This window comes from Pseudomonas sp. GW821-FHT03E01 (assembly GCF_059420765.1).
In genome coordinates, this window is sequence record NZ_JBWKUI010000002.1 from 190,205 (window position 1) to 214,108 (window position 23,904).

Here is a 23,904-nt window from a genome sequence, read left to right on the forward strand (position 1 = left end):
AAAGGCTGGGGGTGAGGAGCGGCTGGCGAACCCTACTAATAATTGGGGGAAACACCATGACTACGAGCATTACGGCGGACGGCTTTGCCGACCGGCCCGCGTTCCTGTCCAAGGAACGCATCATCGCCAAGCCCGGTTTTAACCGTTGGCTTGTACCACCGGCCGCTCTGGCCATCCACCTCTGCATCGGTATGGCCTACGGCTTTTCGGTGTTCTGGCTGCCACTGTCCAAGGCCCTGGGCGTCACCAAAGCCGTGGCTTGCGCGCCGGACATGAGCTTCATCGCTCAGGTCTTTTCGTCGCAATGCGACTGGCCGATCTCGATGCTCGGCTGGATCTACACCCTGTTCTTCATCTTCCTGGGTTGCTCGGCAGCGATCTGGGGCGGCTGGCTCGAACACGCCGGTCCTCGCAAGGCGGGCGTTGTATCGGCACTGTGCTGGTGTGGCGGTCTGCTGATTTCGGCGCTGGGGGTCTATACCCACCAGATTTGGCTGATGTGGATCGGTTCCGGGGTTATTGGCGGTATCGGCCTGGGGCTGGGCTACATCTCGCCGGTCTCGACCCTGATCAAGTGGTTCCCGGACAAACGCGGCATGGCGACCGGCATGGCAATCATGGGGTTCGGTGGCGGCGCGATGGTCGGCGCTCCACTGGCTGCGGCCCTGATGGGCCACTTTGCTTCGCCAACCAGCGTCGGTGTATGGCAGAGCTTCCTGGTGATGGCCGCGATCTACTTCGTGTTCATGATCGGTGGCGCACTGTCCTACCGCGTTCCACCAACAGGCTGGAAGCCTGAAGGCTGGACGGCTCCGGCGAAAAAAGCTTCGAACGCGATGATCACTCACCGGCACGTCCACGTGAATGTGGCGTGGAAAACCCCGCAATTCCGTCTGGTATGGCTGGTGCTGTGCCTGAACGTGTCGGCGGGTATCGGCATCCTCGGCATGGCTTCGCCGCTGTTGCAGGAAGTGTTCGCCGGTAAATTGCTTGGCAACGACCTGACGTTCGGTCAACTGGACGCTTCGCAACTGGCCTCGATCGCCGCCATTGCTGCCGGTTTCACCGGTCTGTTGAGCCTGTTCAACATCGGTGGCCGGTTTTTCTGGGCTTCGTTCTCGGACTACCTGGGTCGCAAAAACACCTATTTTGTGTTCTTCGCCCTGGGTTTCGCCCTGTACGCGCTGATCCCGAACCTCGGTCACCTGGGCAGCGTTGCGCTGTTCGTGGCGGCGTTCTGCATCATCCTGTCGATGTACGGCGGTGGTTTTGCGACTGTTCCTGCCTATCTGGCGGACTTGTTCGGTACGCAAATGGTCGGCGCGATCCACGGTCGTCTGCTGACAGCCTGGGCGGCGGCGGGTGTGTTGGGGCCGGTGTTGGTGAACTACCTGCGTGAATATCAGCTGAGCATCGGTGTTGAACGTGCCGCGGCGTACGACATCACCTTGTACATCCTCGCGGGCCTGCTGGTGCTGGGTTTCATCTGCAACCTGCTGGTGCGTCCGGTGGCGGACAAGTACTTCATGACCGACGCCGAACTGGCCGCCGAACAGGCGCTGGGCCACGACAAGGGTGCTGACGCCAGCACCGTGCTGGAGTGGAAAGCGGATGCGGGCACCAAACCGTTGGCGGTGGCTGCGTGGCTGGTGGTAGGGATTCCGTTGGCGTGGGGTGTTTGGGTGACGCTGCAGAAAACGGCTGTCCTCTTCCACTAAGTAGACGCATCACCCCTGTAGCTGATCGCTCACACGCTTTGCGTGTGAGCGATCAGTGGTCCTGAGATGCTTGTACGGACATGTCTATCCCCGACAGCACGGGGTTCACTCCGTCAGTGATATCACCTCTCGTGTTTCTGTTTAGCGCCCGCGACCCTATAATGGCTGCCTTTTTCGCCCCAATGATTTTTTGCGGAGCTGGTGATGGCCGAACGTATGGCGTCTGTCGAGCGCGACACTCTGGAAACCCAGATCAAAGCCTCGATCAACCTGGATGGCACCGGAAAGGCCCGATTTGATATCGGTGTGCCTTTTCTTGAGCACATGCTGGACCAGATCGCCCGTCATGGGCTGATCGACCTGGATATTGTCAGCAAGGGCGACCTGCATATCGACGACCACCACACAGTGGAAGACGTCGGTATCACCCTGGGTCAGGCCTTCACCAAAGCCATCGGCGACAAGAAAGGCATCCGTCGCTACGGCCACGCCTACGTGCCACTCGATGAAGCGTTGTCGCGTGTGGTGATCGACTTCTCCGGCCGTCCTGGCCTGCAGATGCATGTTCCGTATACCCGCGCTACTGTCGGCGGCTTCGACGTTGACCTGTTCCAGGAGTTTTTCCAGGGCTTTGTCAACCACGCCAACGTCACCCTGCACATCGACAATCTGCGTGGGCACAACACCCACCACCAGATCGAGACCGTGTTCAAGGCTTTCGGCCGCGCGCTGCGCATGGCCGTGGAGCTGGATGACCGCATGGCCGGGCAAATGCCTTCGACCAAAGGCGTTCTGTAATGCAGACGGTCGCGGTTATCGATTACGGCATGGGCAACCTGCACTCGGTGGCCAAGGCCCTCGAGCATGTCGGCGCCGGCAAGGTCTTGATCACCAGCGATGCCGACGTGATTCGCGAAGCCGACCGGGTGGTATTCCCCGGCGTCGGCGCGATTCGCGATTGCATGGCGGAGATCCGTCGCCTGGGCTTCGATTCGCTGGTGCGTGAAGTCAGCCAGGACCGTCCGTTCCTTGGCATTTGCGTGGGCATGCAAGCCTTGCTCGACAGCAGCGAAGAGAACGATGGCGTCGACTGCATCGGTCTGTTTCCAGGCCAGGTGAAGTTCTTCGGCAAGGATCTGCACGAAGACGGCGAACATTTGAAAGTGCCGCACATGGGCTGGAACGAAGTGAAGCAGACGGTGATTCACCCGCTGTGGCACAACGTTCCGGACCTGGCGCGCTTCTACTTCGTGCACAGCTACTACATCGCTGCCGGCAATGCGCGGCAGGTGGTCGGTAGCGGTCATTACGGGGTCGATTTCGCCGCCGCGCTGGCCGATGGCTCGCGTTTCGCCGTGCAGTTCCACCCGGAGAAGAGCCACACCCATGGCCTGCAATTGCTGCAGAACTTCGCCGCGTGGGATGGCCGCTGGTAAATGGCTGCCAAGAAGAAGCCGCCGATCCTGACCCTTACTCCCGAGCAGGAGAGCGAGGCCAATCACAAGATCAAGCGCTTCATGGAGGACCGCTTCGAACTGGACCTGGGTTCGTTCGAAGCGGCTGAAATCCTTGAGCTGTTTACCCGCGAAATTGCTCCGCACTATTACAACAGGGCGATTTTCGATGTGCAGACGCACCTCAAAGAGAGGTTCGAAAGCATCGAAAGCGACCTGTGGGCGCTCGAGAAAAACTGATTTCCGAGCGAAGCTGAACACTCGAATTTGAAGGTTTGCCAGATGCTGATTATTCCCGCTATCGATCTCAAAGACGGTGCCTGTGTTCGTCTGCGCCAGGGCCGCATGGAAGATTCCACAGTGTTCTCCGATGACCCGGTGAGCATGGCTGCCAAGTGGGTGGAGGGCGGTTGCCGTCGTCTGCATCTGGTCGACCTGAACGGTGCGTTCGAAGGCCAGCCGGTCAACGGCGAAGTGGTCACCGCCATCGCCAAGCGCTACCCGAACCTGCCGATTCAGATCGGCGGCGGTATCCGTTCCCTGGAAACCATCGAACACTACGTGAAAGCGGGTGTGAGCTACGTGATCATCGGCACCAAGGCCGTGAAAGATCCGGCCTTCGTCGCCGAAGCCTGCCGCGCGTTCCCGGGCAAGGTGATTGTCGGCCTCGATGCCAAAGACGGTTTTGTCGCCACCGACGGCTGGGCTGAAATCAGCACCGTGCAGGTCATCGACCTGGCCAGGCAATTCGAAGCCGACGGCGTGTCCGCGATCGTTTATACCGACATCGCCAAAGACGGCATGATGCAGGGCTGCAACGTCTCTTACACCGCTGCTCTGGCTGCGGCGACGAAGATCCCGGTCATTGCATCCGGCGGTATCCACAATCTGGGTGACATCAAGTCGCTGCTCGACGCCAAGGCACCAGGCATCATCGGCGCCATCACCGGCCGGGCGATCTACGAAGGCACCCTCGATGTCGCTGAAGCGCAAGCTTTCTGCGATTCGTACAAAGGCTGAGGACTCACCATGGCGCTGGCCAAACGCATCATCCCTTGCCTGGACGTGGATAACGGCCGGGTGGTCAAGGGCGTCAAGTTCGAGAACATTCGCGACGCCGGCGACCCGGTGGAAATCGCCCGTCGCTACGACGAGCAGGGTGCCGACGAGATTACCTTTCTCGACATCACTGCCAGCGTCGACGGCCGCGACACCACGCTGCACACCGTCGAGCGCATGGCCAGCCAGGTGTTCATCCCGCTGACCGTGGGCGGCGGCGTGCGTACCGTGCAGGACATTCGCAATCTGCTGAACGCCGGTGCGGACAAGGTCTCGATCAACACCGCTGCAGTGTTCAACCCGGAATTCGTCGGCGAAGCGGCGCAGCATTTCGGCTCGCAGTGCATTGTCGTCGCGATCGACGCCAAGAAAGTTTCCGGTCCGGGCGAACCCCCGCGCTGGGAAATCTTCACCCACGGTGGTCGCAAGCCAACCGGCCTCGACGCCGTTGAGTGGGCGAAGAAAATGGAAGGTCTCGGTGCCGGCGAAATCCTGCTGACCAGCATGGACCAGGACGGCATGAAAAACGGCTTCGATCTGGGTGTCACCCGCGCTATCAGTGATGCGCTGGGGATTCCGGTGATCGCCTCCGGTGGTGTCGGCAACTTGCAGCATTTGGCCGACGGTATTCTTGAAGGCCACGCCAGTGCGGTATTGGCGGCGAGTATTTTCCACTTCGGCGAATACACCGTTCAGGAAGCCAAGGCCTACATGGCCCATCGCGGAATCGTGATGCGATGAAGGCTCGCGGCCCGGAGAAAACGCTCCGGGCCGATGTTATGGGGCAACTTGAGCGTTGGATGACGCAGCCTTATGAGTTCCAGTTACCGGGCTCAGTAAGTCGATCCTCGGTTCGGACGCCTGTCCCGATTTGTCGTAGGCAATGACGCAAAGCTTTCCCGGAAGTTTCTCGCTCGGAATAAAGAAGTCCATTGTCATGTCTTCAATGTATTTTTCGGGTTGATGACAGTCCGTTGTTTCTACAGGACCAAACTTGATGGAGTAGGTCCGATACGGCTCTTCTGCTTTCGCCAGTGTTACAAACACGTTGCTTTCAAAGGACAAGTTGGCCTGCGCGGTTGGTGTGTTATCCAATATCTCTACGGGTAAAGACAACGCGTTTTTCAAGAGGCCTCTTGAGGCGTGCTGTTCAGCTGATTCCAGACCTAAAATGCATAGAAAATAGAATCCAGGTTTCGTACCTATCTCAGAATTGATTTGTGCATCTGTTGAGCTTATTGGATCGCTGTAATTTTCGGTTTCCTCGCATTTCATTGCGGAGGAAACGGTTTTATGACGGTAGAAGGGAGTACTGATCGAAAATCGATAGTTCCAGGTCGGGATGATTATGGAACCATTATTGAGCTGTTTAACTCTCTTGTATCTGTCCAGCTCGGCTGCGCCATCGTCAACGGTAAAAGCCGGGTAGAGTTGGCAGGACGATGGCGGATTTGGAGCGATACGGCCTTGTGAGAAACACCCATTGAGAAGCGCCGTGGGGTTGCCATACACATTTTCGTGTACCGCCACATAGTCATTTCCAACGCGCGTGCAGGGCGCATGATCGCGGCATGGGACAACATCAACCTCGAAATTTCCTGTTCCCACTACCCCTACGATCTCGTTTGAATAGCGATCCAGCACGGGGCTTCCGGAGCTGCCGCCTCGAATGTCCTTGCAGCGAGTCATAAAGGTGTTCCGCCACACCCATGGACCTTCAACAAGGTCCTGGGTGGGCTGCAAAGTACAAGCCGCCATGCGCAATGTGATTTGGTCGAAACCTGTTGGCGCCCCCACGATCAAGACATCGGTGCCATTCGTTGGTGTCTCACTCGCCAGTTTCAACGGTTGTATGCCATCCGCAATGAGCTTTTGAAGGCTGACATCCAATTCAACTATGGCCATATCAACGCCTTGCATGCTCCGCCATATCGTCGTCTTCAGCGGATAGGCCTTGAACTTGGAGGTTTCGGTGAAATAATTGAATGTGATGGTGCCGATGACCGGGCTGTCGGTCACGATGTTGCCATTGGTCAATTCAATGCAGTGTCCCGCAGTAAGTACGTAAGCGGGCGTTTCCGGCAACTCTATTTCATCGCGTGTATCCAGAAGGGCCGCGGTACAGCTCCCGTGATTGATCTCCAGGCGCCCGATACCTTGCCAGTGGTCGCGGGAGCCGTCGGTATTTTCAAGGGTTTTGGAAGGGGTCAGGTTCTGCAGGCCTTCGCCATAATCGCTGTTGTTCGCAAAACTGGGTGTACACAGTGAGCACAATGCACTGGCAAGAAGTATGGGGATCGAATTCATTGAAGGGTGCCTCTGATTAATTGAAGAAACGGCCTGTGGCCGGGTATTTGCAATTAATCAGGTGAGGCTGGATGGAGGGTGGTAACTATCTACCACAGTGACTGTGATACCCATTATTTTAATGATGCATATAAGGCCGTTATCAAAAGGCCAGTAGACAGCATGGCGGGCTCAAGGCACTCTTGGGCACGCCATGGATTTCGGTAGCCCGACATGCTTAAACGTCTTCTTCTTGTCCTCGCCAGCGCTTCTCTGTTGCTCATCAACGGGGCTCGCGCCGAAGAAGGTCCCGACACCGGCCTGGTATTGCTGACGGAAAACTTCCCCCCGTACAACATGGCGAAGAACGGCAAGAACTTCGCCCAGGACGAGAACATCAATGGCATCGCCGTGGACATCGTCCGCGAGATGTTCAAGCGCGCTGACATCCCCTACAGCCTGACGCTGCGTTTCCCTTGGGAGCGAATCTACAAACTCGCTCTGGAAAAGCCCGGTTATGGCGTGTTCGTAATGGCGCGGCTGCCGGACCGCGAGAATCTCTTCAAGTGGGTCGGCCCTATAGGCCCGGACGACTGGATCATGCTGGCCAAGGCTGATAGCAAGATCACCCTGGAATCGCTGGATGAGGCGCGTAAGTACACAATTGGTGCCTACAAAGGCGATGCGATTGCCGAGACTTTGGCCAAGCAAGGGCTGAAGCCGATTGTGGTGCTGCGCGACCAGGACAATGCGAAGAAGCTGGCTAACGGTCAGATCGATCTGTGGGCTACGGGTGATCCGGCGGGACGTTACCTGGCGCGGCTGGACGGGGTAACCGGGCTCAAGACCGTACTGCGCTTCAACAGCGCCGAGCTGTACCTGGCGCTGAACAAGGACGTGCCGGATGAGACTGTCGCCAAGCTGCAAGCCGCGCTGGATCAGTTGCGCAAGGAAGGCGTGGTGGACGACATCATGGCGCGGTATCTCTAAATCCCAACACCGAACCTCGTAGCTTACGCAAAATACTGTGGGAGGTGCGGCAAGTCAGCGGTAGACGCCATCCTTGCCATGAGCAGCCGTCGCACGATTGCCGCGCACGCTGATCATCAATTTGATGTCGATCCAGTCAATTCCCTGTGCCTTGAGCTTGGGCAACTCACGCTCCAGCACCGCCAGAGTCTGCGGATACGGATGCCCGATCATCACCGCCGAACCCTGCTTGCGCGCCAGGCTGATCGCCGTCTGTAGCTGCGTGAAGATCGCCGTTTCGGTGGGCTCGTCATCCAGAAACACGTCCCGCGAAACACTTGCCAAGCCAATCTTCTGCGCCTCGGCGGCGGCCACGGTTTGCGCACTGGTGCGGCTGTCGACGAAGAATTTGTGCCGACGCTGCAAGTCCGCCATCAGCCAGGCCATGGCCGGTTGCTGAGCGGTCATGCGGCTACCCATGTGGTTATTGATGCCGGCGGTATAGGGCACCATGTTGAATGCGGCGTTCAGGCGCTTTTCAAGTTCTTCGATGGGCAACTCGGGATGCCAGGCGAATGGTCCGGTGGCCGGGTCCATGGGCATATGCAGAATGACAGTCTTGCCGGCGCGATGGGCTTCGCGGGCGAATTCGGTGGCGTGGGGTGTATCGGGCATGATTGCCGTGGTGACCGGGCCGGGCAGGGCCAGCACGCGGCGATCCCGGGGCAGGTTCTGCCCCAGGTCATCGATGATCAGGCTCAGATAAGCCTTGTGAGGTGTGGTCGCTGTCGTGGCAGGTGCTGCGTGAGCAACTCCCGCCAGACTGCACAGCAGACCGAGTAGTAACCGCAGGCGCATCTCAGTGGCCGCGGGTGATGCTCAGCCCTTTGAGCAGGCTCAGGGCCTGGGCCAACTGGTAATCGTCATCCTGCGGCATGGCCTTGGCTTTGCCGCCCGAACCGCTCGGTTTGTCGGCGCCGCCGTTGCCATTGCCCAAGTGACCTTGCAGATCGGCTTCCTTGAAGTAATCGCCGTCCTGCTCGTTGGTGATCTTGGCCTTGCGCACTTCGATGTCCGGGACGATGCCCTGAGCCTGAATCGAGCGGCCGTTCGGCGTGTAATACAGCGCCGTGGTGATTTTCAGTGCGCGATCGTTGTTCAGCGGCAACACGGTCTGGACCGAGCCTTTGCCGAAACTGGTGGTGCCCATGACCACCGCACGTTTCTGATCCTGCAGGGCGCCGGCGACAATTTCCGAGGCCGAGGCGCTGCCGCCGTTGATCAGCACGACCATTGGCACGGCTTCGCTTTCGTCCTTGCCGGTGGCGGAGAAGCGCAGTTCAGAGTTGGCGATGCGGCCCTTGGTGTAGACGATCAGGCCCTTGGTGATGAAGTGGTCGACCACTTCCACCGCCGATTGCAGCACGCCGCCCGGGTTGTTACGCAGGTCGAGGACGATGCCGCTGAGCTTCTTGCCGTTGTCCTTGCGCAGCTTGGCCAAGGCCTTGGAGACCTCTTCGCCGGTCTTGACCTGGAACTGGGTGATGCGGATGTAGCCGTAGCCGGATTCCAGCAGCTGGCTCTTGACGCTTTTCACCTGGATGGTGGCGCGGACGAGGGTCACGTCGAACGGAGTGCCGCCGTCGCGGACCAGGGTCAGGGTGATCTTCTGGCCGATCTTGCCGCGCATCTTGTCCACGGCTTCGGTCATGCTTTGGCCGCGAGTCGGCTGGCCGTTGATCTTGACGATGAAGTCGCCGGCCTGGATGCCAGCCTTGGAGGCCGGGGTGTCATCGATAGGCGAAACCACTTTGATGAAACCGTCTTCCGCGCCGACTTCGATGCCCAGGCCGCCGAATTCGCCGCTGGTGCTTTCCTGCAATTCAGCGAAGTCTTCCGGGCCCAGGTAGGCGGAGTGCGGGTCGAGGTTGCTGAGCATGCCTTTGATGGCGTTTTCCAGCAGGGTCTTGTCGTCTACCGGTTCTACATAGGCTGCCTTGATCCGGTCCATGACTTCGGCAAAGGTGCGCAACTCGTCCAGCGGCAATGGCGCCTTGGTGGTCGCAGCAGTGCCGGCAGGCGCGACCGCCGGGGCCGGTTGAGCGGCAAACGCCAGAGGCGCGCCGATCACCAGGGCGATCGTCAGGGCCAGCGAGGTAAGGCGGGACAAATGCAGCATGTCGAACGAACTCCTAATGTAGGTGACTCAACGCCTATCCTTGCGCGCGGCACCATTGCGCCGGGTCACTCGGGTGACCCTGCTGACGAATAGCGAAATACAGTGCTGGTGTGTCCTGCCCGCCACTGTTACCGACAGTGGAGATGGATTCACCGGCTTTTACCACGTCACCCGCAGACTTGAGCAGCGTCTGGTTGTGACCGTAAAGACTCAAAAAACCATTGCCGTGGTCGAGAATCACCAGCAGCCCGGCCCCACGCAGCCAGTCGGCAAACACCACGCGACCGCCGTGCACGGCATGCACCTGGCTGCCGGCGGAGGCGCTGATCATCACGCCGTCCCATTTGGTTCGGGCATCGTCGCCACGGGTTTCACCGAAGCGCGCCAGCAGTCGACCATCAACCGGCCATGGAAGTTTGCCGCGGGTGGAAGCAAAGGGGCCGCCAAAGGTCTCGCCTGAACTTGAAACCAGGGCGCCGGGCGTCGATTTGACGGGTTTGCGTGGGGCATCGGTGGCGTCTGCTGCTGCCTGAGCCTCACGTAACCGCTTTTTTTCGGCTTCCTGCTGGGCGATCAGCGCTTTTTGCCGCGCTTCTTCTGCCTCACGGGCCTGGCGGGCCAGGGTTTCTTCAATGGTTTTAAGGACTTTAGACAGGTCTGCCTGATCCTGCTCGCGGGCGGCCAGTTTCTGGTCTCGAGCTTTCACGTCGTCGTTGAGCTTGGCCAGGACTTGCTGGCGCTCCTTGCGGACCTTGTCGAGTTCGTCGCGCTGGCTGTCGAGGCTGCTTTTCTGCACCAGCAATTGCGCTTGCTGCATCGAGATGTCTTTTTCGACATTGGCCAGTTGGCGCAGGGTTTCGTTGAAATTCTTCAGCTGCTCCAGGCGGGCCTGGCTCAGGTAGTCGTAATAGGTGAGGGTGCGGGCGAATTTTTCCGGGTTCTGCTGGTTGAGCAGCAGTTTCAGGTACTCCTGGCGGCCATTCTGATAGGCCGCGCGGGCCTGGATGGCGATCAGTCGTTGCTGGTCAATGCGCGCGCTCTGGAGTTTTTTTTTCTCGGCATCGAGTCGCTGGAGCTCGGATTCGCTTTTCTTCAGCTCTTTTTGCAGCGCATCGACCTGCTTCTCGAGCTTGCCCATCTCGGTTTCGGTGCCTTTGAGGTCTTTCTGCACCCCGGATTTTTCTTCCTGCAGCTTGCCCAGCAGCTTTTTCAGTTCGGCAATGTCCTGACGCGTGGCGTCCAACTGTTGTTGGGTTTGCGTGCGCTCGTCGGCAAAGGCCGGTTGGAGCAGGCATGTCAGAGCGAGGGCTATCAGGACGCGAAGCATAGAGGCGGGCGACACCAGGGAAAGGGACGGCCTAGTATGCCCGCCCCACGCTGCAAAAAAAACGCCCAATTGGGACTGTGTGATAACTGGAGTGAAAAACACTGAAAACCAATGTGGGAGCGGGCTTGCCCGCGATGACGTCCTGACATTCAACATAGCGGTTGGCTGTCAGATCGCTATCGCGGGCAAGCCCGCTCCCACAGGGTTTGGCGGTATTTTTGAAGAAGCGGATTACACCAGAATCGAAGTCCCGGTCATTTCCACAGGCTTCTCAAGCCCCAGCAACTTCAGCATGGTCGGCGCCACGTCGGCCAGCACGCCGCCTTCGCGAACCTTCAAGTCACGCTTGCCGACATAGATGAACGGCACCGGCTCGGTGGTGTGGGCGGTGTGGGCCTGGCCGGTGGAGGCGTCGGACATTTGCTCGACATTGCCATGGTCGGCGGTAATCAGGGCTTCGCCGCCGACTTTTTCCAGCGCCGTGACGATACGGCCGACGCAGGTGTCCAGGCATTCCACAGCTTTCACCGCCGCCTCGAATACACCGCTGTGGCCGACCATGTCGCCGTTGGCGTAGTTGACCACGATCACGTCGAAACGCTGGTTTTCAATGGCATCGACGATGCGGTCGGTGACTTCCGGGGCACTCATCTCGGGCTGCAAGTCATAGGTGGCGACTTTCGGCGACGGGATCAGGATGCGTTCTTCGCCCGGGAACGGTTCTTCGCGGCCGCCGGAGAAGAAGAAGGTCACGTGGGCATACTTCTCGGTTTCGGCGATGCGCAGCTGTGTCTTGCCGTTTTTCGCCAGGTAATCGCCCAGTACGTTTTCCAGGCTACCCGCAGCGAAAGCCGACGGCGCGGGGATGCTGGCGGCGTATTGGGTCAGCATGACGAAACCGGCCAGTTTTGGCTGGCGAGCACGTTCGAATTCCTTGAAATCGTCTTCGACGAACACGCGGGTCAGTTCGCGGGCACGGTCGGCGCGGAAGTTCATGAAGACCACGGCGTCGCCATCTTCGACCTTCACCGGCTCACCGATGCTGGTGGCTTTGACGAATTCGTCGCTCTCGCCACGTTCGTACGCGGCCTGCAGGCCTTCCTGGGCGGTGGCGGCATTGAATTCGCTGGCGCCATCGACGATCAGGTTGTAGGCCTGGGACACGCGATCCCAACGGTTGTCACGGTCCATGGCGTAATAACGGCCAATGATGCTGGCGATCCGGCCTTTGCCGAGGGCTTCGAAGGTTGCATCCAGCAATTCGATCGACGACTGGGCGCTTTTCGGCGGCGTGTCGCGGCCGTCGAGGAAGGCGTGCAGGTAGATTTTTTCGGCGCCGCGCTTGAAGGCCAGCTCAGCCATGGCGATCAGGTGGTCCTGGTGGCTGTGAACGCCGCCATCGGACAGCAGACCCATGAAGTGCACGGCTTTGCTGGCAGCGACGGCTTTATCCACCGCGGCGCAGATGGTCGGGTTCTCGAAGAACTCGCCGTCGCGGATCGCTTTGGTCACGCGAGTGAAGTCCTGATACACCACCCGGCCGGCGCCGAGGTTCATGTGGCCGACTTCGGAGTTGCCCATCTGGCCGTCCGGCAAGCCGACGTCCATGCCGCTGCCCGAGATCAGGCCGTTCGGCACGGTGGCCCACAGACGGTCCAGTACGGGCTTCTTCGCCGCATAGATGGCGTTGGATTCAGGGCTCTCACTGTGACCGAAGCCGTCGAGAATAATCAGGACCAAAGGTTTAGGCGTGGTAGTCATGGATTCCACTCGTGGCTGAATTAAAAGAGGGCGATGGAAAAGGGAGTGGCAGTTTAAAGCGAAGTTCCGGCCACGTCACCGCCGGACGGGGTTTGGCCCACCATAGTGGCTGTGTATACTGGCCGACATTTTAACGCCCTGGAACCTCCTTCGATGGTTGATCACCTGATTCAATTCGCCACCAACCACTACATTCTCGTGGGTATCTTCGTTGTACTGGCGGCCCTGCTATTGGCCTATCAGATGCAAGGCGGTGGCCGCAGCCTGAGCACCGGTGAACTGACCGGGCTGGTCAACAAGGACGCAGGCGTGGTGGTCGACATTCGTCCGACCAAGGATTTCGCCGCCGGTCACATCGTTGGCGCGTTGAATATTCCTCAGGACAAACTGGCCACTCGCGTCGGCGAACTGGAAAAGCACAAGGCCAAGACCATTATCCTGGTCGACGCCATGGGCCAGACCGCCGGTACTCATGCCCGTGAACTGGTGAAAGCCGGTTTCACCGCTGCCAAGCTGTCTGGCGGTATTTCCAGCTGGAAAGCCGATAATCTGCCGCTGGTGAAGTGATATGAACAACGTCGTCGTCTATTCCAGCGATTACTGCCCTTATTGCTCGCGAGCCAAGTACCTGCTCGAGAACAAAGGCGTGGCCTTCGAAGAGATCAAGGTCGATGGCAAGCCGCAGGTGCGTGCCGCGATGGCTCAGAAGGCCGGGCGAACGTCCGTGCCGCAGATCTGGATCGGCAACACCCACGTTGGCGGCTGTGATGATTTGTTTGCCCTGGAGCGCGCCGGCAAGCTCGACGCCATGCTCAAGGCCTGACTGCGTTACTTAGAAATAGCTAACCCTATAAGACCCGAGATCAGAAAGGATCTGAGATGACTGACCAACAGAACACTGCAGCTAGCGAAGAAGAAAACGCACCGCAATTCTCCTTGCAGCGCATCTACGTACGTGACTTGTCCTTCGAAGCCCCGAAAAGCCCGGCAATCTTCCGCCAGCAGTGGGAACCGAGCGTCGGTCTGGATCTGAACACCCGTCAGAAGGCACTGGAAGGCGACTTCCACGAAGTCGTGCTGACCCTGTCGGTCACCGTGAAAAACGGTGAAGAAGTGGCGTTCATCGCTGAAGTGCAACAAGCCGGGATCTTCCTGATCAAGAACCTGGACGCGGCTTCGATGAGCCACACCCTGGGCGCGTTCTGCCCGAACATCCTGTTCCCGTACGCTCGCGAAACCCTGGACAGCCTGGTGACCCGCGGTTCGTTCCCGGCCCTGATGCTGGCCCCGGTGAACTTCGACGCGCTGTACGCACAAGAGCTGCAACGCATGCAGGCGGCTGGCGAGACTCCGACCGTCCAGTAAAAAGAAGCTTTGTTTGCTCCATGAAAAAAGCGCCTTCAAAGGCGCTTTTTTCATGGAGCAAACGAAACCCGTAGTCGGATCGTGAGGTTACTTGAACCCGAGCTGACGCCAGGCCTCGTACACCGCGATGGCCACGGTGTTGGACAGGTTAAGGCTGCGGCAGCCTTCGCGCATGGGCAGGCGCAGGCGTTGTTCGCCGGGCAGGGCGTCGAGCACTTCGGCTGGCAAGCCGCGGCTTTCCGGGCCGAACAGGAAGGCATCGCCCTCGGCGAAGCTGGCATCATGGAACGGTCGCGAACCCTTGGTGGTAAAGGCGAACAGCCGAGGGTGGCCGAGGCTTTCCAGACAGCTGGCGAGGTCTGCGTGGCGTTGCAGGGTGGCATACTCATGGTAATCGAGGCCCGCCCGGCGCAGGCGCTTGTCGTCCATCTCGAAGCCCAGCGGTTCGATCAAATGCAGGTGGCAGCCACTGTTGGCGCACAGCCTGATAACGTTGCCGGTATTCGGCGGAATTTCTGGTTGGAAAAGGATGACGTGAAACATGCACGGCTCCGAAGGTAAAGATGAGCAGCATTCTACGCCGCAAGCCGATCCCCGTTCGAAACTATTCCTGCGGGTGATGGGTTCACTGGCGATTGTCGGGGTGATGGTGGGCCTGATGATCGGTCGTCTGACTGCGCCCGACCCCAGCGTTTTGCAGCAGGTCGAGGTGACCAATGATGGACTGGTGGTGTGGTTCAACAACGAGCCCAAAACCCACGGCGAGTTGGTCGACGGCAGTGTCGCGCTGTTGTTCGAGGCTGAAGGCCGTGCACAGAAAGGTCAGCTCAAGCTCAACGGCAAGGACGTGAACTGGCGAACGCGATTGAGTGATGGGGGATTGTTGCTGACGGTGGTGGCGGCCCGGCCCCTGCAGGGCGACTGGGCCGGTAGCAAGGTCGATGACCGCTGGCGGCTGGAGATCCATCTCCGAGAGCAATAAAAGAGGGAATCCCCGGCCTGCCTGTACCAAGGTTCCCAAAACGGGAGGGCTCGCGCATTGCATCGTGAGCCCGGTGTAAAGAGGGAATCCCCGGCCTGCCTGTACCAAGGTTCCCGAAACGGGAGGGCTCGCGCTTTGTATCGTGAGCCCGGTGTAAAGAGGGAATCCCCGGCCTGCCTGTACCAAGGTCCCCAAAACGGGTGGGCTCGTCGCTGTTGCGGTATGAGCCCGGTATAAAGAGGGGAATCCCCGGCCTGCCTGTACCAAGGTCCCCGAAACTGGGTAGTGAATCGAACCACTGATTGGACTATTGCAGGGGACGTGCCAGTTTTTAATATGCTGGAATGAAAAATCGCTGAGTAGCGCTGAAAGCCCCGTATTCCGGGGCTTTTGTGTTTTTGCGGTATGGTTTTTCCTGCAGATGAACGCGGGATTTGGGACGGGTTGCTGTGCGCAATTGCGGTTCACGGTGCATTGCCGCGGTGCACGGTGGCCCCAAAAGCATCGCGGGCAATCCCGCTCCCACAAGGTTCAATGGTGTTCACGCGACAGTGAAACCATCGAAATTCCTGTGGGAGCGGGATTGCCCGCGATTGGATCCGGAGCTCAGTGAGGAGCTGGCGGCTAGTTAACCCTCATCCCCCTCATCATCATCCCCACCGTCTACCTTCATCCCCAATTCCTTGATCTTGCGCGTCAAGGTATTACGCCCCCAGCCCAGCAGCACGGCGGCGTCGCGGCGGCGGCCGGCGGTGTGTTTGAGGGCGGCTTCGATCATGATCCGCTCGAAGGCCGGTACGGCGCTGTCGAGCAGGCTCGATTGGCCACGTGCCAAAGCCTGGTCGGCCCACTGGCTCAGCGCCTGCTCCCAATTGGTTACCGGTGCTGAATCCTGCGGCAGGCTCAGCAGCTCCGGCGGCAGGTCGCTGATGTGCACTTCGCGACCTGAAGCCATTACGGTGATCCAGCGGCAGGTGTTCTCCAGCTGACGCACGTTGCCTGGCCATGGCAGGTTTTTCAGGTATTCCTCGGTTTCGCTTTTCAGCAGTTTCGGTTCCACCGCCAGTTCTTGCGCGGCGCGGCTGAGGAAGTGCTTGGCCAGGGTCGGGATGTCTTCGCGACGGTCCGACAGCCGTGGAATGTGGATGCGGATTACGTTGAGGCGGTGGAACAAGTCCTCACGGAATTTTCCGGCATGCACCAGGGTTTCCAGATTCTGGTGAGTCGCGGCGATGATGCGTACATCGACCTTCACCGGCACATGACCGCCGACGCGGTAAAACTCGCCGTCCGCCAGTACCCGCAGCAAACGAGTCTGGGTGTCCGCCGGCATGTCGCCGATTTCATCGAGGAACAGCGTGCCGCCGTCGGCCTGTTCGAAGCGCCCGCGACGCAGGTTGGCTGCGCCGGTGAACGCGCCTTTTTCGTGGCCGAACAGTTCGGACTCCATCAGATCCTTGGGGATCGCCGCCATGTTCAGCGCAATGAACGGCGAGGCCGCCCGTGGGCTGTGACGGTGCAGGGCGTGGGCCACCAGCTCTTTACCGGTGCCGGATTCGCCGTTGATCAGCACGGTGATGTTGGAGTGACTCAAGCGCCCGATGGCGCGAAACACTTCCTGCATCGCCGGCGCTTCGCCGATGATTTCCGGGGTGCGGGTCAGCGTCGGGACGACTTCCAGGCCTTGCTGTTCCTGTGCGTGTTGATTGGCGCGCTTGACCAGCGACACGGCTTCGTCGACATCGAACGGCTTGGGCAAGTATTCGAACGCGCCGCCCTGATAGGACGCGACAGCGCTGTCCAGGTCGGAGTGGGCAGTCATGATGATGACTGGCAGCCGTGGGTGTTGTTCGCGAATCCGCGCCAGAAGGTCCAGGCCGCTGGCACCCGGCATGCGAATGTCGGAGATGATCACGTCCGGCTGCTGGCGCGCCAGGCGGCTCATCACGCCATCGGCGCTGTCGAAGCTTTGGGTGGTCATGCCTTCCTGTTGCAAGGCTTTTTCCAGGACCCAACGGATAGAACGGTCGTCATCGACGATCCACACGGTTTCACTACGGCTCATGTCGATGTGGCTCCTTGTTCCAGTGGCAGAAAGATCGAGAACGTGGTGTGGCCTGGATGGCTGTCACATTCGATCAAGCCCTGGTGCTGGCTGATGATGTTCTGGGTAATGGCCAGGCCCAGCCCGGTACCGTCCGGGCGGCCGCTGACCATGGGGAAGAAGATGGTTTCCTGCAGCTCGGCGGGGATCCCCGGGCCGTTGTCGATGATCTCGATCTTGGTCACCAGGCGATGGCGCACGTGGCCGATGGTGAACTGGCGCATGGCGCGGGTACGCAAGCTGATGCGGCCAAGGCGCAGCTCGTTCTGGCTGCTGATGGCCTGCATCGCGTTGCGCACGATGTTCAGCACGGCTTGAATCATCTGTTCGCGATCAATCAAGACATCCGGAATGCTTGGGTCGTAGTCGCGCACCAAAGTGATGCAGCCCTGACTTTCGGCCTCCACCAACTGACACACACGCTCCAGCACTTCGTGGACGTTGCACATGGCCAGCGACGGTAGCTTGTTGGAGCCGAGCATGCGATCCACCAGATTGCGCAGGCGATCGGCCTCTTCAATGATGACGTTGGTGTAATCGCGCAGGCTTTCTTCCGGCAACTCACGGGCGAGCAACTGAGCCGCGCCACGAATGCCGCCGAGAGGGTTCTTGATCTCGTGGGCGAGGCCACGCACCAGCATTTTGCTGGTTTCCTGCTTCGACAGTTGCGCCTCTTCCTTGGTGATCCGCAGGAGGCGGTCGCGAGGATGAACCTCCAGCAGCAGCATCGTGTCGCCATTGCTCAGGATTGGCGTCACGGCGTAGTCGACGGTCAAGGTCTGGCCGGTGAGGGCGGTGAGCATCGCTTCGCGCTTGGTGAACGGGTGTGCCTGCTCAACTGCCTGGCGCAGGGAGTTCAGCGCTTCGGTGGACTCGGTGAACAACTCACTGATGAACTGCCCATGGCTACGCTGGCCGCTGATGGCCAGGAGCATTTCCGCCGCCGGGTTCATGTACTCGAGGCGCAGTTCGGCGTCGAGCAGGATGGTGGCGGTGGTCAGATTGTCGAGTAGCAAGCGGTGTAGTGCGTCGCTAATGGTCATAGTAGGGCGTGCTCACCGTAAATGGCGAATCGCGTTGGCGCTGTGATCGCGCCAGGCAAGGCGTAGGACGCAGAGAATGGCGTTCCCTTTTCAAGTCCTACAACGCAGCATGGCGCGATCACAGCGCCAACCCGAAGGGCAAAGCCCCACGAGACGCAATCCGTCGTTATTCGTCGTTCATTTGGAGCAACCAAACTTCTCTCCTCATGCCTAGTCTTGCGTCTCGTGGGGCTTTGCGCGATCGCCATTTACGGTGAGCACGCCCTACTCCCTCTTTTGGAGCAGGGCATGCGCATGAATAACGCGCCGGTATGAGGAAAATGCAAAAACCAAACCAAGGCTCCGAAAAGAAGCGTTTAGAGCCTGAAACGGGCGTTTTACGCTCGTTTGCATGGCGTTCTGCCAGTTTTTTCGAGTACTTTCGAACCAAAATGGGCTGAGATGTGGGTATGGTGCAGATGTTTGCACCAATATAGTGCGCAAACCTGAACGAGGTTAGAAGAAGGGCAAGAAGGCGCTTTTTTCTTCTTCAGGCTTGTCTTTAAGGGGGCATTCCGGCCGTTGGCCGTAGTCGGTGAGGGTGCAGGGTTTGACCTGGCGTTTCTGCGCCAGGGAAATGCGCAGCATATGGAACGGTTGATTGGCCGTGCGTTCGACGGTGCGGCCCTGTTCGTCGAGGATTTCCACCGACAGGTTGTGACTGCCGCGGTCGATATTGCTCAGGGCGAACACCGGGCTGGGGCCGGGCTCGGCGGTGGGCTGGCCGTCCAGCAGCAAACGGTAACGATGACCCTGTTGCAGGCCGGGTTCGCTGGTAACGCTGACGATCAACTCACCGGCACTGCTACGGATCGTGGCATCCGGTTCCGGCACCAGCACCCGAAGCATGTCGTAATGAAACAGTGGTTTGGCCGGGTTTGTTTTCGCAGCGGTCATGGGCGCTGCGCCACTCGGGTTGGCTGACATTCGATTGCTTGTCGCCAACGGCACACGTTTGGCGTTGCGGGCGCCCGGCTGATCGGTGAAGACCCGATTACCCTGAGCGTCGATATATGTGAAGACCTCGGCCATCGCCGGCAGGCTGACCAGGCACGCGATCAACAGCCAGGCCCTCAAGGTTTATGCACCCGTTGCACGGTGAGCGTCACGGTGGGGCTCTGTTGCACGACGTTTTGCCCGTCGATCACCTGAACCGCAAGGTTATGTTCGCCACGGTCGATGTTCACCAGTTGCAGAGTCGGCACGTTGCTCGGCTGGCCGTAGGGTTGACCGTCCAGTAACAGCCTCAATCGATGAGTGCCTTGCAGGCGTGGATTGATCAATACGCTGACGGTGAACGTGCCGTTGTTGGCGCGCAAGGCTTCTTCGGTGGGCAGGCCGCTCAGCTCCAGCACCTGATAGGCGCTGTGCGGTTGGTCACGGCTACTGGCTTGCGGCGGTGCTACGGGTTCGCTGGGCGACTGACGCTCGACGCTGTTGAGCGGTGGCAATTCGACCGGCCGGGCTTTGACGCCGTCGGGCGGCTGATTGCTGTAGGCGGTGTTGCCATTGGCGTCGGTGTACTTATAGATCTGCGCAGCGGCGGGCAGGGCGATCAGTACGAGCAGGCATAACAACAATGAGCGCATTGCAGGCTTCCATTGGCCGTTGGGCAAGTGTCCGGCCCTGTTCCGTTCGTGGCGACTAAGCGCTGAGCATAGAGCACATCAGCGCATGTCGGCAGGCCGGCTCAGCGGCTGGCGCTGCACAACTCAGCGCTGGCGCGTACCTTGGCGAGCTCGCGCAGAGATACTTGGGTGCCGGTTTTATTGGCCTTGGCCAGCCAGGACGGGCACTGCGGGTCGTTGCGATAAGGGCTGAAATCGGCCAGTTGTTGCAGCAGGCGTTTTTGTAACTGATCAAGTTGCGGGCGGATCTGCCCGACGAGGTCGGGGCGAGGATCGTCGGGTGCCTTGCCTTGCGCATGCCAGTCAGACAAATGCGCGTATTGCACCAGTTTGTTGGCCTCGATCTGCGCCGAGAAGAACTGTTCGACGGCTTCGTTGCTCAATTTATAAGCAGGTGCCAGGGCAACGGCGCCGGCAATCACCTCACGCTCGCGCTGACGGTCCTCGACGGGTTTACCGCTGTCCCATTTGCTCAACGCGACTTGATCGGCAATCGCCAGGCGCTCCTCTATGGTGCCAAGCAGTGGGGCGAGGGCGGCAGGTGCCGGGCTGGCGAAAGCGCTGTTGGCCAGCAGGGTAGTGAGCAAGGCAAGGGATGAGCGTAGGCGCATGGAGGATCTCGACTTTATCGGGTGAAGGCCATGATGCACGCAACCGGGCATTCGATGACAGACGTTCGCCCACAAAAAAGGCCTCCCGAAGGAGGCCTCTCTTTTGTCACGCTGCGTAGTGCAGCGCTACCGGATCAGCAGCTGTAGTACAGCTCATATTCCAGTGGGTGTACGAAGGTACGAACCTTGATTTCTTCTTCGCTTTTCAGAGCGATGTAAGCGTCGATGAAGTCGTCGCTGAAAACGCCGCCTTTGGTCAGGAACGCACGACCTTTGTCCAGCTCTTCCAGGGCTTCTTTCAGGCTGCCGCAAACTTGTGGGATCTCTTTCGCCTCTTCAGGCGGCAGGTCGTACAGGTTTTTGTCAGCTGCATCGCCAGGGTGGATCTTGTTCTGGATGCCGTCCAGGCCAGCCATCAACAGTGCAGCGAAGCCCAGGTACGGGTTAGCTGCTGGATCCGGGAAACGGGCTTCGATACGGCGAGCGCGAGGGCTGGACACGTAAGGAATACGGATCGAAGCGGAACGGTTGCGAGCCGAGTAGGCCAGCATCACTGGAGCTTCGAAACCTGGGACCAGACGCTTGTAGGAGTTGGTCGACGGGTTGGTGAAGCCGTTCAGAGCCTTACCGTGCTTGATGATACCGCCGATGAAGTACAGAGCGGTGTCGGACAGGCCGGCATAGCCTTCGCCAGCGAAGGTGTTCTTGCCATCTTTGGCGATGGACAGGTGAACGTGCATACCCGAACCGTTGTCGCCGTACAGCGGCTTAGGCATGAAGGTCGCGGTGCGGCCGTATGCGTCAGCTACGTTGTGTACGCAGTATTTCAGGGTCTGAACTTCGTCAGCCTTGGCAACCAGGGTGTTGAACTTCACGCCGATTTCGTTCTGACCGGCAGTCGCCACTTCGTGGTGGTGAACTTCGATGGTCAGGCCCATTTCTTCCATGGCGTTGCACATGGAGGTACGGATTTCGTGGTCGTGGTCGAACGGCGGAACCGGGAAGTAGCCGCCTTTGACGCCTGGACGGTGGCCTTTGTTGCCGCCTTCCACGTCCTGGTCGGACATCCACGAACCTTGTTCGGAGTAGATTTTGAACATCGAGCCAGAGATGTCGGACTTGAACTTCACTTCGTCGAAGATGAAGAACTCAGGCTCTGGACCCACAAATACGGTGTCGCCGATACCGGTCGACTTCAGGTATTCCTCGGCACGCTTGGCGATCGCCCGTGGGTCACGGTCGTAGCCTTGCATGGTCGAAGGCTCGATCACGTCGCAAACCAGGATCAGGGTCGGCTCTTCGGTGAACGGGTCGAGAACGGCAGTGGTGTCGTCCGGCATCAGGATCATGTCGGAAGCTTCGATGCCTTTCCAGCCAGCGATGGAGGAACCGTCGAACATTTTGCCTTCTTCGAAGAAAGCTTCATCCAGCGCATCGCGAGCCGGCATGGTCACGTGGTGCTGAGTGCCTTTGGTGTCCGTGAAGCGCAGATCAATCCACTTGACGTCATGATCTTTGATGAGTTGAACCGACTTCGACATAGTGTCCTCCGGGTGGCTTAGGGCTAGTAATGGATGCCCTTAAATGTGGGTGATGCCGGCGCGAATACTCTGCCATGGCAACCTGCCTCACAAGGGAGCAAATTGCATGCCAGTGCCTCATCATGGGTTTTTTGCCCCAATATCACGCTTGCAAGGGGGCGGCGCACCATAAAGCGCAAAATATCGCCCTGTAATGTAGCGTCGATTTCCATAAATGACCTGTTTTGGTGCATGCAAAACCTTCTGCACATTAACTGGTTAAACCTTGAGCAATTTCCGCTATAATCCGCGCCCCCCTTTTTCGGCTGGCCCTGCGCGCGCTGTTTTCATGAAACTAATCGTAAAAGTCTTCCCCGAGATCACCATCAAGAGCCGCCCGGTACGGATGCGTTTCATCCGCCAGTTGGCCAAAAACATCCGTACCGTGCTCCGCGACCTGGACCCGGCCGTGGTGGTGAACGGTGTGTGGGACAATCTCGAGCTGGAAACCCGCGTCAGCGACCCCAAGGTCCTGAAAGAGATGGGCGAGCGCCTGACTTGCACGCCGGGCATCGCGCACTTTTTGCAGATCGACGAGTACCCGCTGGGCGACTTCGACGACATCGTCGAGAAGTGCAAGCAGCACTACGGCGATGCGCTGGCCGGGAAGATTTTCTCGGTGCGCTGCAAGCGCGCCGGCAAGCACCCATTCAGTTCGATAGACATCGAGAAATATGTCGGCAGCCAGTTGCGCCGTCAGTGTGGTGCCGCCGGGATCGACCTGAAAAAGCCCGAAATCGAAGTCCGTATCGAAGTTCGCGACCAACGGTTGTTCGTGATCCACAGCCAGCACAACGGCATCGGCGGTTATCCGCTCGGGGCCCTGGAACAGACGCTTGTACTGATGTCCGGCGGCTTCGATTCCACCGTTGCGGCCTACCAGATCATGCGCCGCGGGCTGATGAGCCACTTCTGCTTCTTCAACCTGGGCGGACGCGCCCACGAATTGGGCGTCATGGAAGTCGCGCACTTCATCTGGAAGAAGTACGGCAGCTCCCAACGCGTGTTATTTGTCAGTGTGCCGTTCGAGGAAGTTCTGGGAGAAATTCTCGGGAAAGTCGATAACAGTCATATGGGTGTAGTTTTGAAGCGTATGATGTTGCGCGCTGCTTCCCGAATTGCCGATCGACTGCACATCGAAGCGCTGGTCACGGGTGAGGCGATCTCCCAGGTGTCGAGCCAGACGTTGCCGAACCTGTCCGTGATCGACTGCGTAACCGACAAGCTGGTCTTGCGTCCACTGATCGCCAGTCACAAGCAGGACATCATCGACACGGCCAACGAGATCGGCACCGCCGATTTCGCCCGGCACATGCCGGAGTACTGCGGGGTCATCTCGGTCAATCCGAAGACGGCGGCCAAGCGCTACCGCGTGGAGCACGAAGAGAAAGAATTCGACATGGCAGTCCTTGAGCGCGCGCTCGAGAACGCCAAACTGGTGCCGATCGATCGGGTGATCGACGAATTGGGCCAGGACTTGCAGATTGAAGAAGTCAGCGAAGCGCTGGCGGGCCAGATCATCATCGATATCCGTCACCCGGATGCCGCCGAAGACGACCCGCTGGAGCTTCCTGGTATCGAGGTACAGACGATGCCGTTTTATGCACTGAACGCTCGTTTCAAGGAACTGGACCCTACTCGCCAGTACCTGCTGTATTGCGACAAAGGCGTGATGAGTCGCCTGCATGCCCACCATTTGCTCAGTGAGGGGCATGCCAATGTGCGCGTTTATCGACCGAGCTAAGTGCCCGGGGCTGTTTGCCTGTGGCCTGCGTCACCGGCCCCCCGATGCCACCGTC

The 23,904-nt window shown here is 59.2% G+C and carries 24 protein-coding genes; 12 read left to right on the plus strand and 12 right to left on the minus strand.

All coding sequences use genetic code 11. The annotated features are described in order from the left end of the window. Positions 1-56: 56 nt before the first annotated feature. The 6 genes from AC07VO_RS03875 to hisF all read left to right on the plus strand — a co-directional run bounded on the left by AC07VO_RS03875 (position 57) and on the right by hisF (position 4,972). Complete coding sequence (locus AC07VO_RS03875; RefSeq protein ID WP_018929215.1) at positions 57-1,718, plus strand: OFA family MFS transporter; 1,662 nt, start codon at positions 57-59, stop codon at positions 1,716-1,718. Between the two features lie 204 nt (positions 1,719-1,922). Further along, positions 1,923-2,516 (plus strand): imidazoleglycerol-phosphate dehydratase HisB, encoded by a 594-nt coding sequence (gene hisB / locus AC07VO_RS03880; protein ID WP_007939452.1) that lies wholly within the window; start codon positions 1,923-1,925, stop codon positions 2,514-2,516. After that, the gene (gene hisH / locus AC07VO_RS03885) at positions 2,516-3,154 is read left to right on the plus strand and encodes an imidazole glycerol phosphate synthase subunit HisH (RefSeq protein WP_086944140.1); all 639 of its coding nucleotides are present in this window, start codon (positions 2,516-2,518) and stop codon (positions 3,152-3,154) included. Before hisB ends, hisH begins: the two co-directional genes overlap by 1 nt. After that, the gene (locus tag AC07VO_RS03890) at positions 3,155-3,412 is read left to right on the plus strand and encodes a DUF2164 domain-containing protein (protein ID WP_018929213.1); all 258 of its coding nucleotides are present in this window, start codon (positions 3,155-3,157) and stop codon (positions 3,410-3,412) included. Between the two features lie 42 nt (positions 3,413-3,454). Further along, positions 3,455-4,192: a 1-(5-phosphoribosyl)-5-[(5-phosphoribosylamino)methylideneamino]imidazole-4-carboxamide isomerase gene (gene hisA, locus AC07VO_RS03895; RefSeq protein ID WP_007939449.1), complete on the plus strand. Its 738-nt coding sequence runs from the start codon at positions 3,455-3,457 to the stop codon at positions 4,190-4,192. A gap of 9 nt (positions 4,193-4,201) precedes the next feature. Beyond that, a complete protein-coding gene (gene hisF / locus AC07VO_RS03900; RefSeq protein ID WP_018929212.1) occupies positions 4,202-4,972 on the plus strand; it encodes an imidazole glycerol phosphate synthase subunit HisF in 771 nt (256 codons plus the stop codon). Between the two features lie 36 nt (positions 4,973-5,008). Here hisF and AC07VO_RS03905 read toward each other — a convergent pair whose 3' ends face one another. Further along, positions 5,009-6,538 (minus strand): trypsin-like serine peptidase, encoded by a 1,530-nt coding sequence (locus AC07VO_RS03905; protein ID WP_086944139.1) that lies wholly within the window; start codon positions 6,536-6,538, stop codon positions 5,009-5,011. A gap of 213 nt (positions 6,539-6,751) precedes the next feature. Here AC07VO_RS03905 and AC07VO_RS03910 point away from each other — a divergent pair, with 213 nt between their 5' ends. Beyond that, the gene (locus AC07VO_RS03910; protein WP_018929210.1) at positions 6,752-7,507 is read left to right on the plus strand and encodes a substrate-binding periplasmic protein; all 756 of its coding nucleotides are present in this window, start codon (positions 6,752-6,754) and stop codon (positions 7,505-7,507) included. A 54-nt stretch (positions 7,508-7,561) separates the two neighbouring features. Here the strand turns inward: AC07VO_RS03910 and AC07VO_RS03915 are convergent, their stop codons facing one another. The 4 genes from AC07VO_RS03915 to gpmI form a co-directional block, all read right to left on the minus strand. Further along, positions 7,562-8,344 (minus strand): divergent polysaccharide deacetylase family protein, encoded by a 783-nt coding sequence (locus tag AC07VO_RS03915; protein WP_018929209.1) that lies wholly within the window; start codon positions 8,342-8,344, stop codon positions 7,562-7,564. 1 nt (position 8,345) lies between these two features. Further along, a complete protein-coding gene (locus tag AC07VO_RS03920) occupies positions 8,346-9,665 on the minus strand; it encodes a S41 family peptidase (RefSeq protein ID WP_086944138.1) in 1,320 nt (439 codons plus the stop codon). A gap of 34 nt (positions 9,666-9,699) precedes the next feature. Continuing rightward, entirely contained in the window at positions 9,700-10,992 is a 1,293-nt protein-coding gene (locus AC07VO_RS03925) for a murein hydrolase activator EnvC family protein (protein ID WP_018929207.1), read from the minus strand. Between the two features lie 231 nt (positions 10,993-11,223). Next, positions 11,224-12,753, minus strand: coding sequence for a 2,3-bisphosphoglycerate-independent phosphoglycerate mutase (gene gpmI / locus AC07VO_RS03930; protein ID WP_192350755.1), 1,530 nt, complete (start codon positions 12,751-12,753; stop codon positions 11,224-11,226). A gap of 153 nt (positions 12,754-12,906) precedes the next feature. On the opposite strand from gpmI, the gene AC07VO_RS03935 reads away from it, so the two are divergent. The 3 genes from AC07VO_RS03935 to secB are packed head-to-tail and all read left to right on the plus strand — an operon-like array spanning position 12,907 to position 14,118. Then, positions 12,907-13,320: a rhodanese-like domain-containing protein gene (locus tag AC07VO_RS03935; protein WP_064615884.1), complete on the plus strand. Its 414-nt coding sequence runs from the start codon at positions 12,907-12,909 to the stop codon at positions 13,318-13,320. A gap of 1 nt (position 13,321) precedes the next feature. After that, on the plus strand, positions 13,322-13,576 hold the full coding sequence (grxC, locus tag AC07VO_RS03940) for a glutaredoxin 3 (RefSeq protein WP_018929204.1): 255 nt from the start codon (positions 13,322-13,324) through the stop codon (positions 13,574-13,576). A 56-nt stretch (positions 13,577-13,632) separates the two neighbouring features. Beyond that, on the plus strand, positions 13,633-14,118 hold the full coding sequence (secB, locus tag AC07VO_RS03945) for a protein-export chaperone SecB (RefSeq protein ID WP_007939439.1): 486 nt from the start codon (positions 13,633-13,635) through the stop codon (positions 14,116-14,118). 87 nt (positions 14,119-14,205) lie between these two features. Here the strand turns inward: secB and trmL are convergent, their stop codons facing one another. Then, on the minus strand, positions 14,206-14,661 hold the full coding sequence (gene trmL / locus AC07VO_RS03950; RefSeq protein WP_007939438.1) for a tRNA (uridine(34)/cytosine(34)/5-carboxymethylaminomethyluridine(34)-2'-O)-methyltransferase TrmL: 456 nt from the start codon (positions 14,659-14,661) through the stop codon (positions 14,206-14,208). Between trmL and AC07VO_RS03955 the strand changes: the two genes are divergently transcribed. Then, positions 14,660-15,100, plus strand: a complete 441-nt coding sequence (locus AC07VO_RS03955; protein WP_018929203.1) for a hypothetical protein — start codon at positions 14,660-14,662, stop codon at positions 15,098-15,100. The genes trmL and AC07VO_RS03955 overlap by 2 nt on opposite strands. Before the next feature lie 628 nt (positions 15,101-15,728). Here the strand turns inward: AC07VO_RS03955 and ntrC are convergent. The 6 genes from ntrC to glnA all read right to left on the minus strand — a co-directional run bounded on the left by ntrC (position 15,729) and on the right by glnA (position 22,066). After that, complete coding sequence (gene ntrC / locus AC07VO_RS03960; protein WP_495007481.1) at positions 15,729-17,165, minus strand: nitrogen regulation protein NR(I); 1,437 nt, start codon at positions 17,163-17,165, stop codon at positions 15,729-15,731. After that, positions 17,162-18,247, minus strand: coding sequence for a nitrogen regulation protein NR(II) (gene glnL / locus AC07VO_RS03965; protein WP_018929201.1), 1,086 nt, complete (start codon positions 18,245-18,247; stop codon positions 17,162-17,164). Before glnL ends, ntrC begins: the two co-directional genes overlap by 4 nt. A 495-nt stretch (positions 18,248-18,742) precedes the next feature. Further along, positions 18,743-19,363: a DUF4124 domain-containing protein gene (locus AC07VO_RS03970; protein WP_019020933.1), complete on the minus strand. Its 621-nt coding sequence runs from the start codon at positions 19,361-19,363 to the stop codon at positions 18,743-18,745. Next, complete coding sequence (locus AC07VO_RS03975; RefSeq protein WP_018929199.1) at positions 19,360-19,875, minus strand: DUF4124 domain-containing protein; 516 nt, start codon at positions 19,873-19,875, stop codon at positions 19,360-19,362. The genes AC07VO_RS03970 and AC07VO_RS03975 overlap by 4 nt, the downstream gene beginning before the upstream one ends. 101 nt (positions 19,876-19,976) lie before the next feature. Continuing rightward, complete coding sequence (locus AC07VO_RS03980) at positions 19,977-20,525, minus strand: chorismate mutase (RefSeq protein ID WP_086944135.1); 549 nt, start codon at positions 20,523-20,525, stop codon at positions 19,977-19,979. A gap of 134 nt (positions 20,526-20,659) precedes the next feature. Further along, entirely contained in the window at positions 20,660-22,066 is a 1,407-nt protein-coding gene (gene glnA / locus AC07VO_RS03985) for a glutamate--ammonia ligase (RefSeq protein WP_018929197.1), read from the minus strand. 328 nt (positions 22,067-22,394) lie between these two features. Between glnA and thiI the strand changes: the two genes are divergently transcribed. Beyond that, positions 22,395-23,849: a tRNA uracil 4-sulfurtransferase ThiI gene (thiI, locus tag AC07VO_RS03990; RefSeq protein WP_026286654.1), complete on the plus strand. Its 1,455-nt coding sequence runs from the start codon at positions 22,395-22,397 to the stop codon at positions 23,847-23,849. The last annotated feature ends 55 nt before the right edge of the window (positions 23,850-23,904 follow it).

Bases quoted from the DNA above. Each gene is read 5' to 3' on its own strand.
- AC07VO_RS03915 (WP_018929209.1), bottom strand. From the start codon at position 8,344: ATGCGCCTGCGGTTACTACTCGGTCTGCTGTGCAGTCTGGCGGGAGTT.
- AC07VO_RS03935 (WP_064615884.1), top strand. From the start codon at position 12,907: ATGGTTGATCACCTGATTCAATTCGCCACCAACCACTACATTCTCGTG.
- hisA (WP_007939449.1), top strand. From the start codon at position 3,455: ATGCTGATTATTCCCGCTATCGATCTCAAAGACGGTGCCTGTGTTCGT.
- AC07VO_RS03975 (WP_018929199.1), bottom strand. From the start codon at position 19,875: ATGCGCTCATTGTTGTTATGCCTGCTCGTACTGATCGCCCTGCCCGCC.
- AC07VO_RS03980 (WP_086944135.1), bottom strand. From the start codon at position 20,525: ATGCGCCTACGCTCATCCCTTGCCTTGCTCACTACCCTGCTGGCCAAC.
- secB (WP_007939439.1), top strand. From the start codon at position 13,633: ATGACTGACCAACAGAACACTGCAGCTAGCGAAGAAGAAAACGCACCG.
- AC07VO_RS03925 (WP_018929207.1), bottom strand. From the start codon at position 10,992: ATGCTTCGCGTCCTGATAGCCCTCGCTCTGACATGCCTGCTCCAACCG.
- AC07VO_RS03920 (WP_086944138.1), bottom strand. From the start codon at position 9,665: ATGCTGCATTTGTCCCGCCTTACCTCGCTGGCCCTGACGATCGCCCTG.
- gpmI (WP_192350755.1), bottom strand. From the start codon at position 12,753: ATGACTACCACGCCTAAACCTTTGGTCCTGATTATTCTCGACGGCTTC.
- trmL (WP_007939438.1), bottom strand. From the start codon at position 14,661: ATGTTTCACGTCATCCTTTTCCAACCAGAAATTCCGCCGAATACCGGC.
- AC07VO_RS03890 (WP_018929213.1), top strand. From the start codon at position 3,155: ATGGCTGCCAAGAAGAAGCCGCCGATCCTGACCCTTACTCCCGAGCAG.
- glnL (WP_018929201.1), bottom strand. From the start codon at position 18,247: ATGACCATTAGCGACGCACTACACCGCTTGCTACTCGACAATCTGACC.
- AC07VO_RS03875 (WP_018929215.1), top strand. From the start codon at position 57: ATGACTACGAGCATTACGGCGGACGGCTTTGCCGACCGGCCCGCGTTC.
- grxC (WP_018929204.1), top strand. From the start codon at position 13,322: ATGAACAACGTCGTCGTCTATTCCAGCGATTACTGCCCTTATTGCTCG.
- hisF (WP_018929212.1), top strand. From the start codon at position 4,202: ATGGCGCTGGCCAAACGCATCATCCCTTGCCTGGACGTGGATAACGGC.
- AC07VO_RS03955 (WP_018929203.1), top strand. From the start codon at position 14,660: ATGCACGGCTCCGAAGGTAAAGATGAGCAGCATTCTACGCCGCAAGCC.
- AC07VO_RS03910 (WP_018929210.1), top strand. From the start codon at position 6,752: ATGCTTAAACGTCTTCTTCTTGTCCTCGCCAGCGCTTCTCTGTTGCTC.
- hisH (WP_086944140.1), top strand. From the start codon at position 2,516: ATGCAGACGGTCGCGGTTATCGATTACGGCATGGGCAACCTGCACTCG.
- thiI (WP_026286654.1), top strand. From the start codon at position 22,395: ATGAAACTAATCGTAAAAGTCTTCCCCGAGATCACCATCAAGAGCCGC.
- AC07VO_RS03905 (WP_086944139.1), bottom strand. From the start codon at position 6,538: ATGAATTCGATCCCCATACTTCTTGCCAGTGCATTGTGCTCACTGTGT.
- hisB (WP_007939452.1), top strand. From the start codon at position 1,923: ATGGCCGAACGTATGGCGTCTGTCGAGCGCGACACTCTGGAAACCCAG.
- glnA (WP_018929197.1), bottom strand. From the start codon at position 22,066: ATGTCGAAGTCGGTTCAACTCATCAAAGATCATGACGTCAAGTGGATT.
- ntrC (WP_495007481.1), bottom strand. From the start codon at position 17,165: ATGAGCCGTAGTGAAACCGTGTGGATCGTCGATGACGACCGTTCTATC.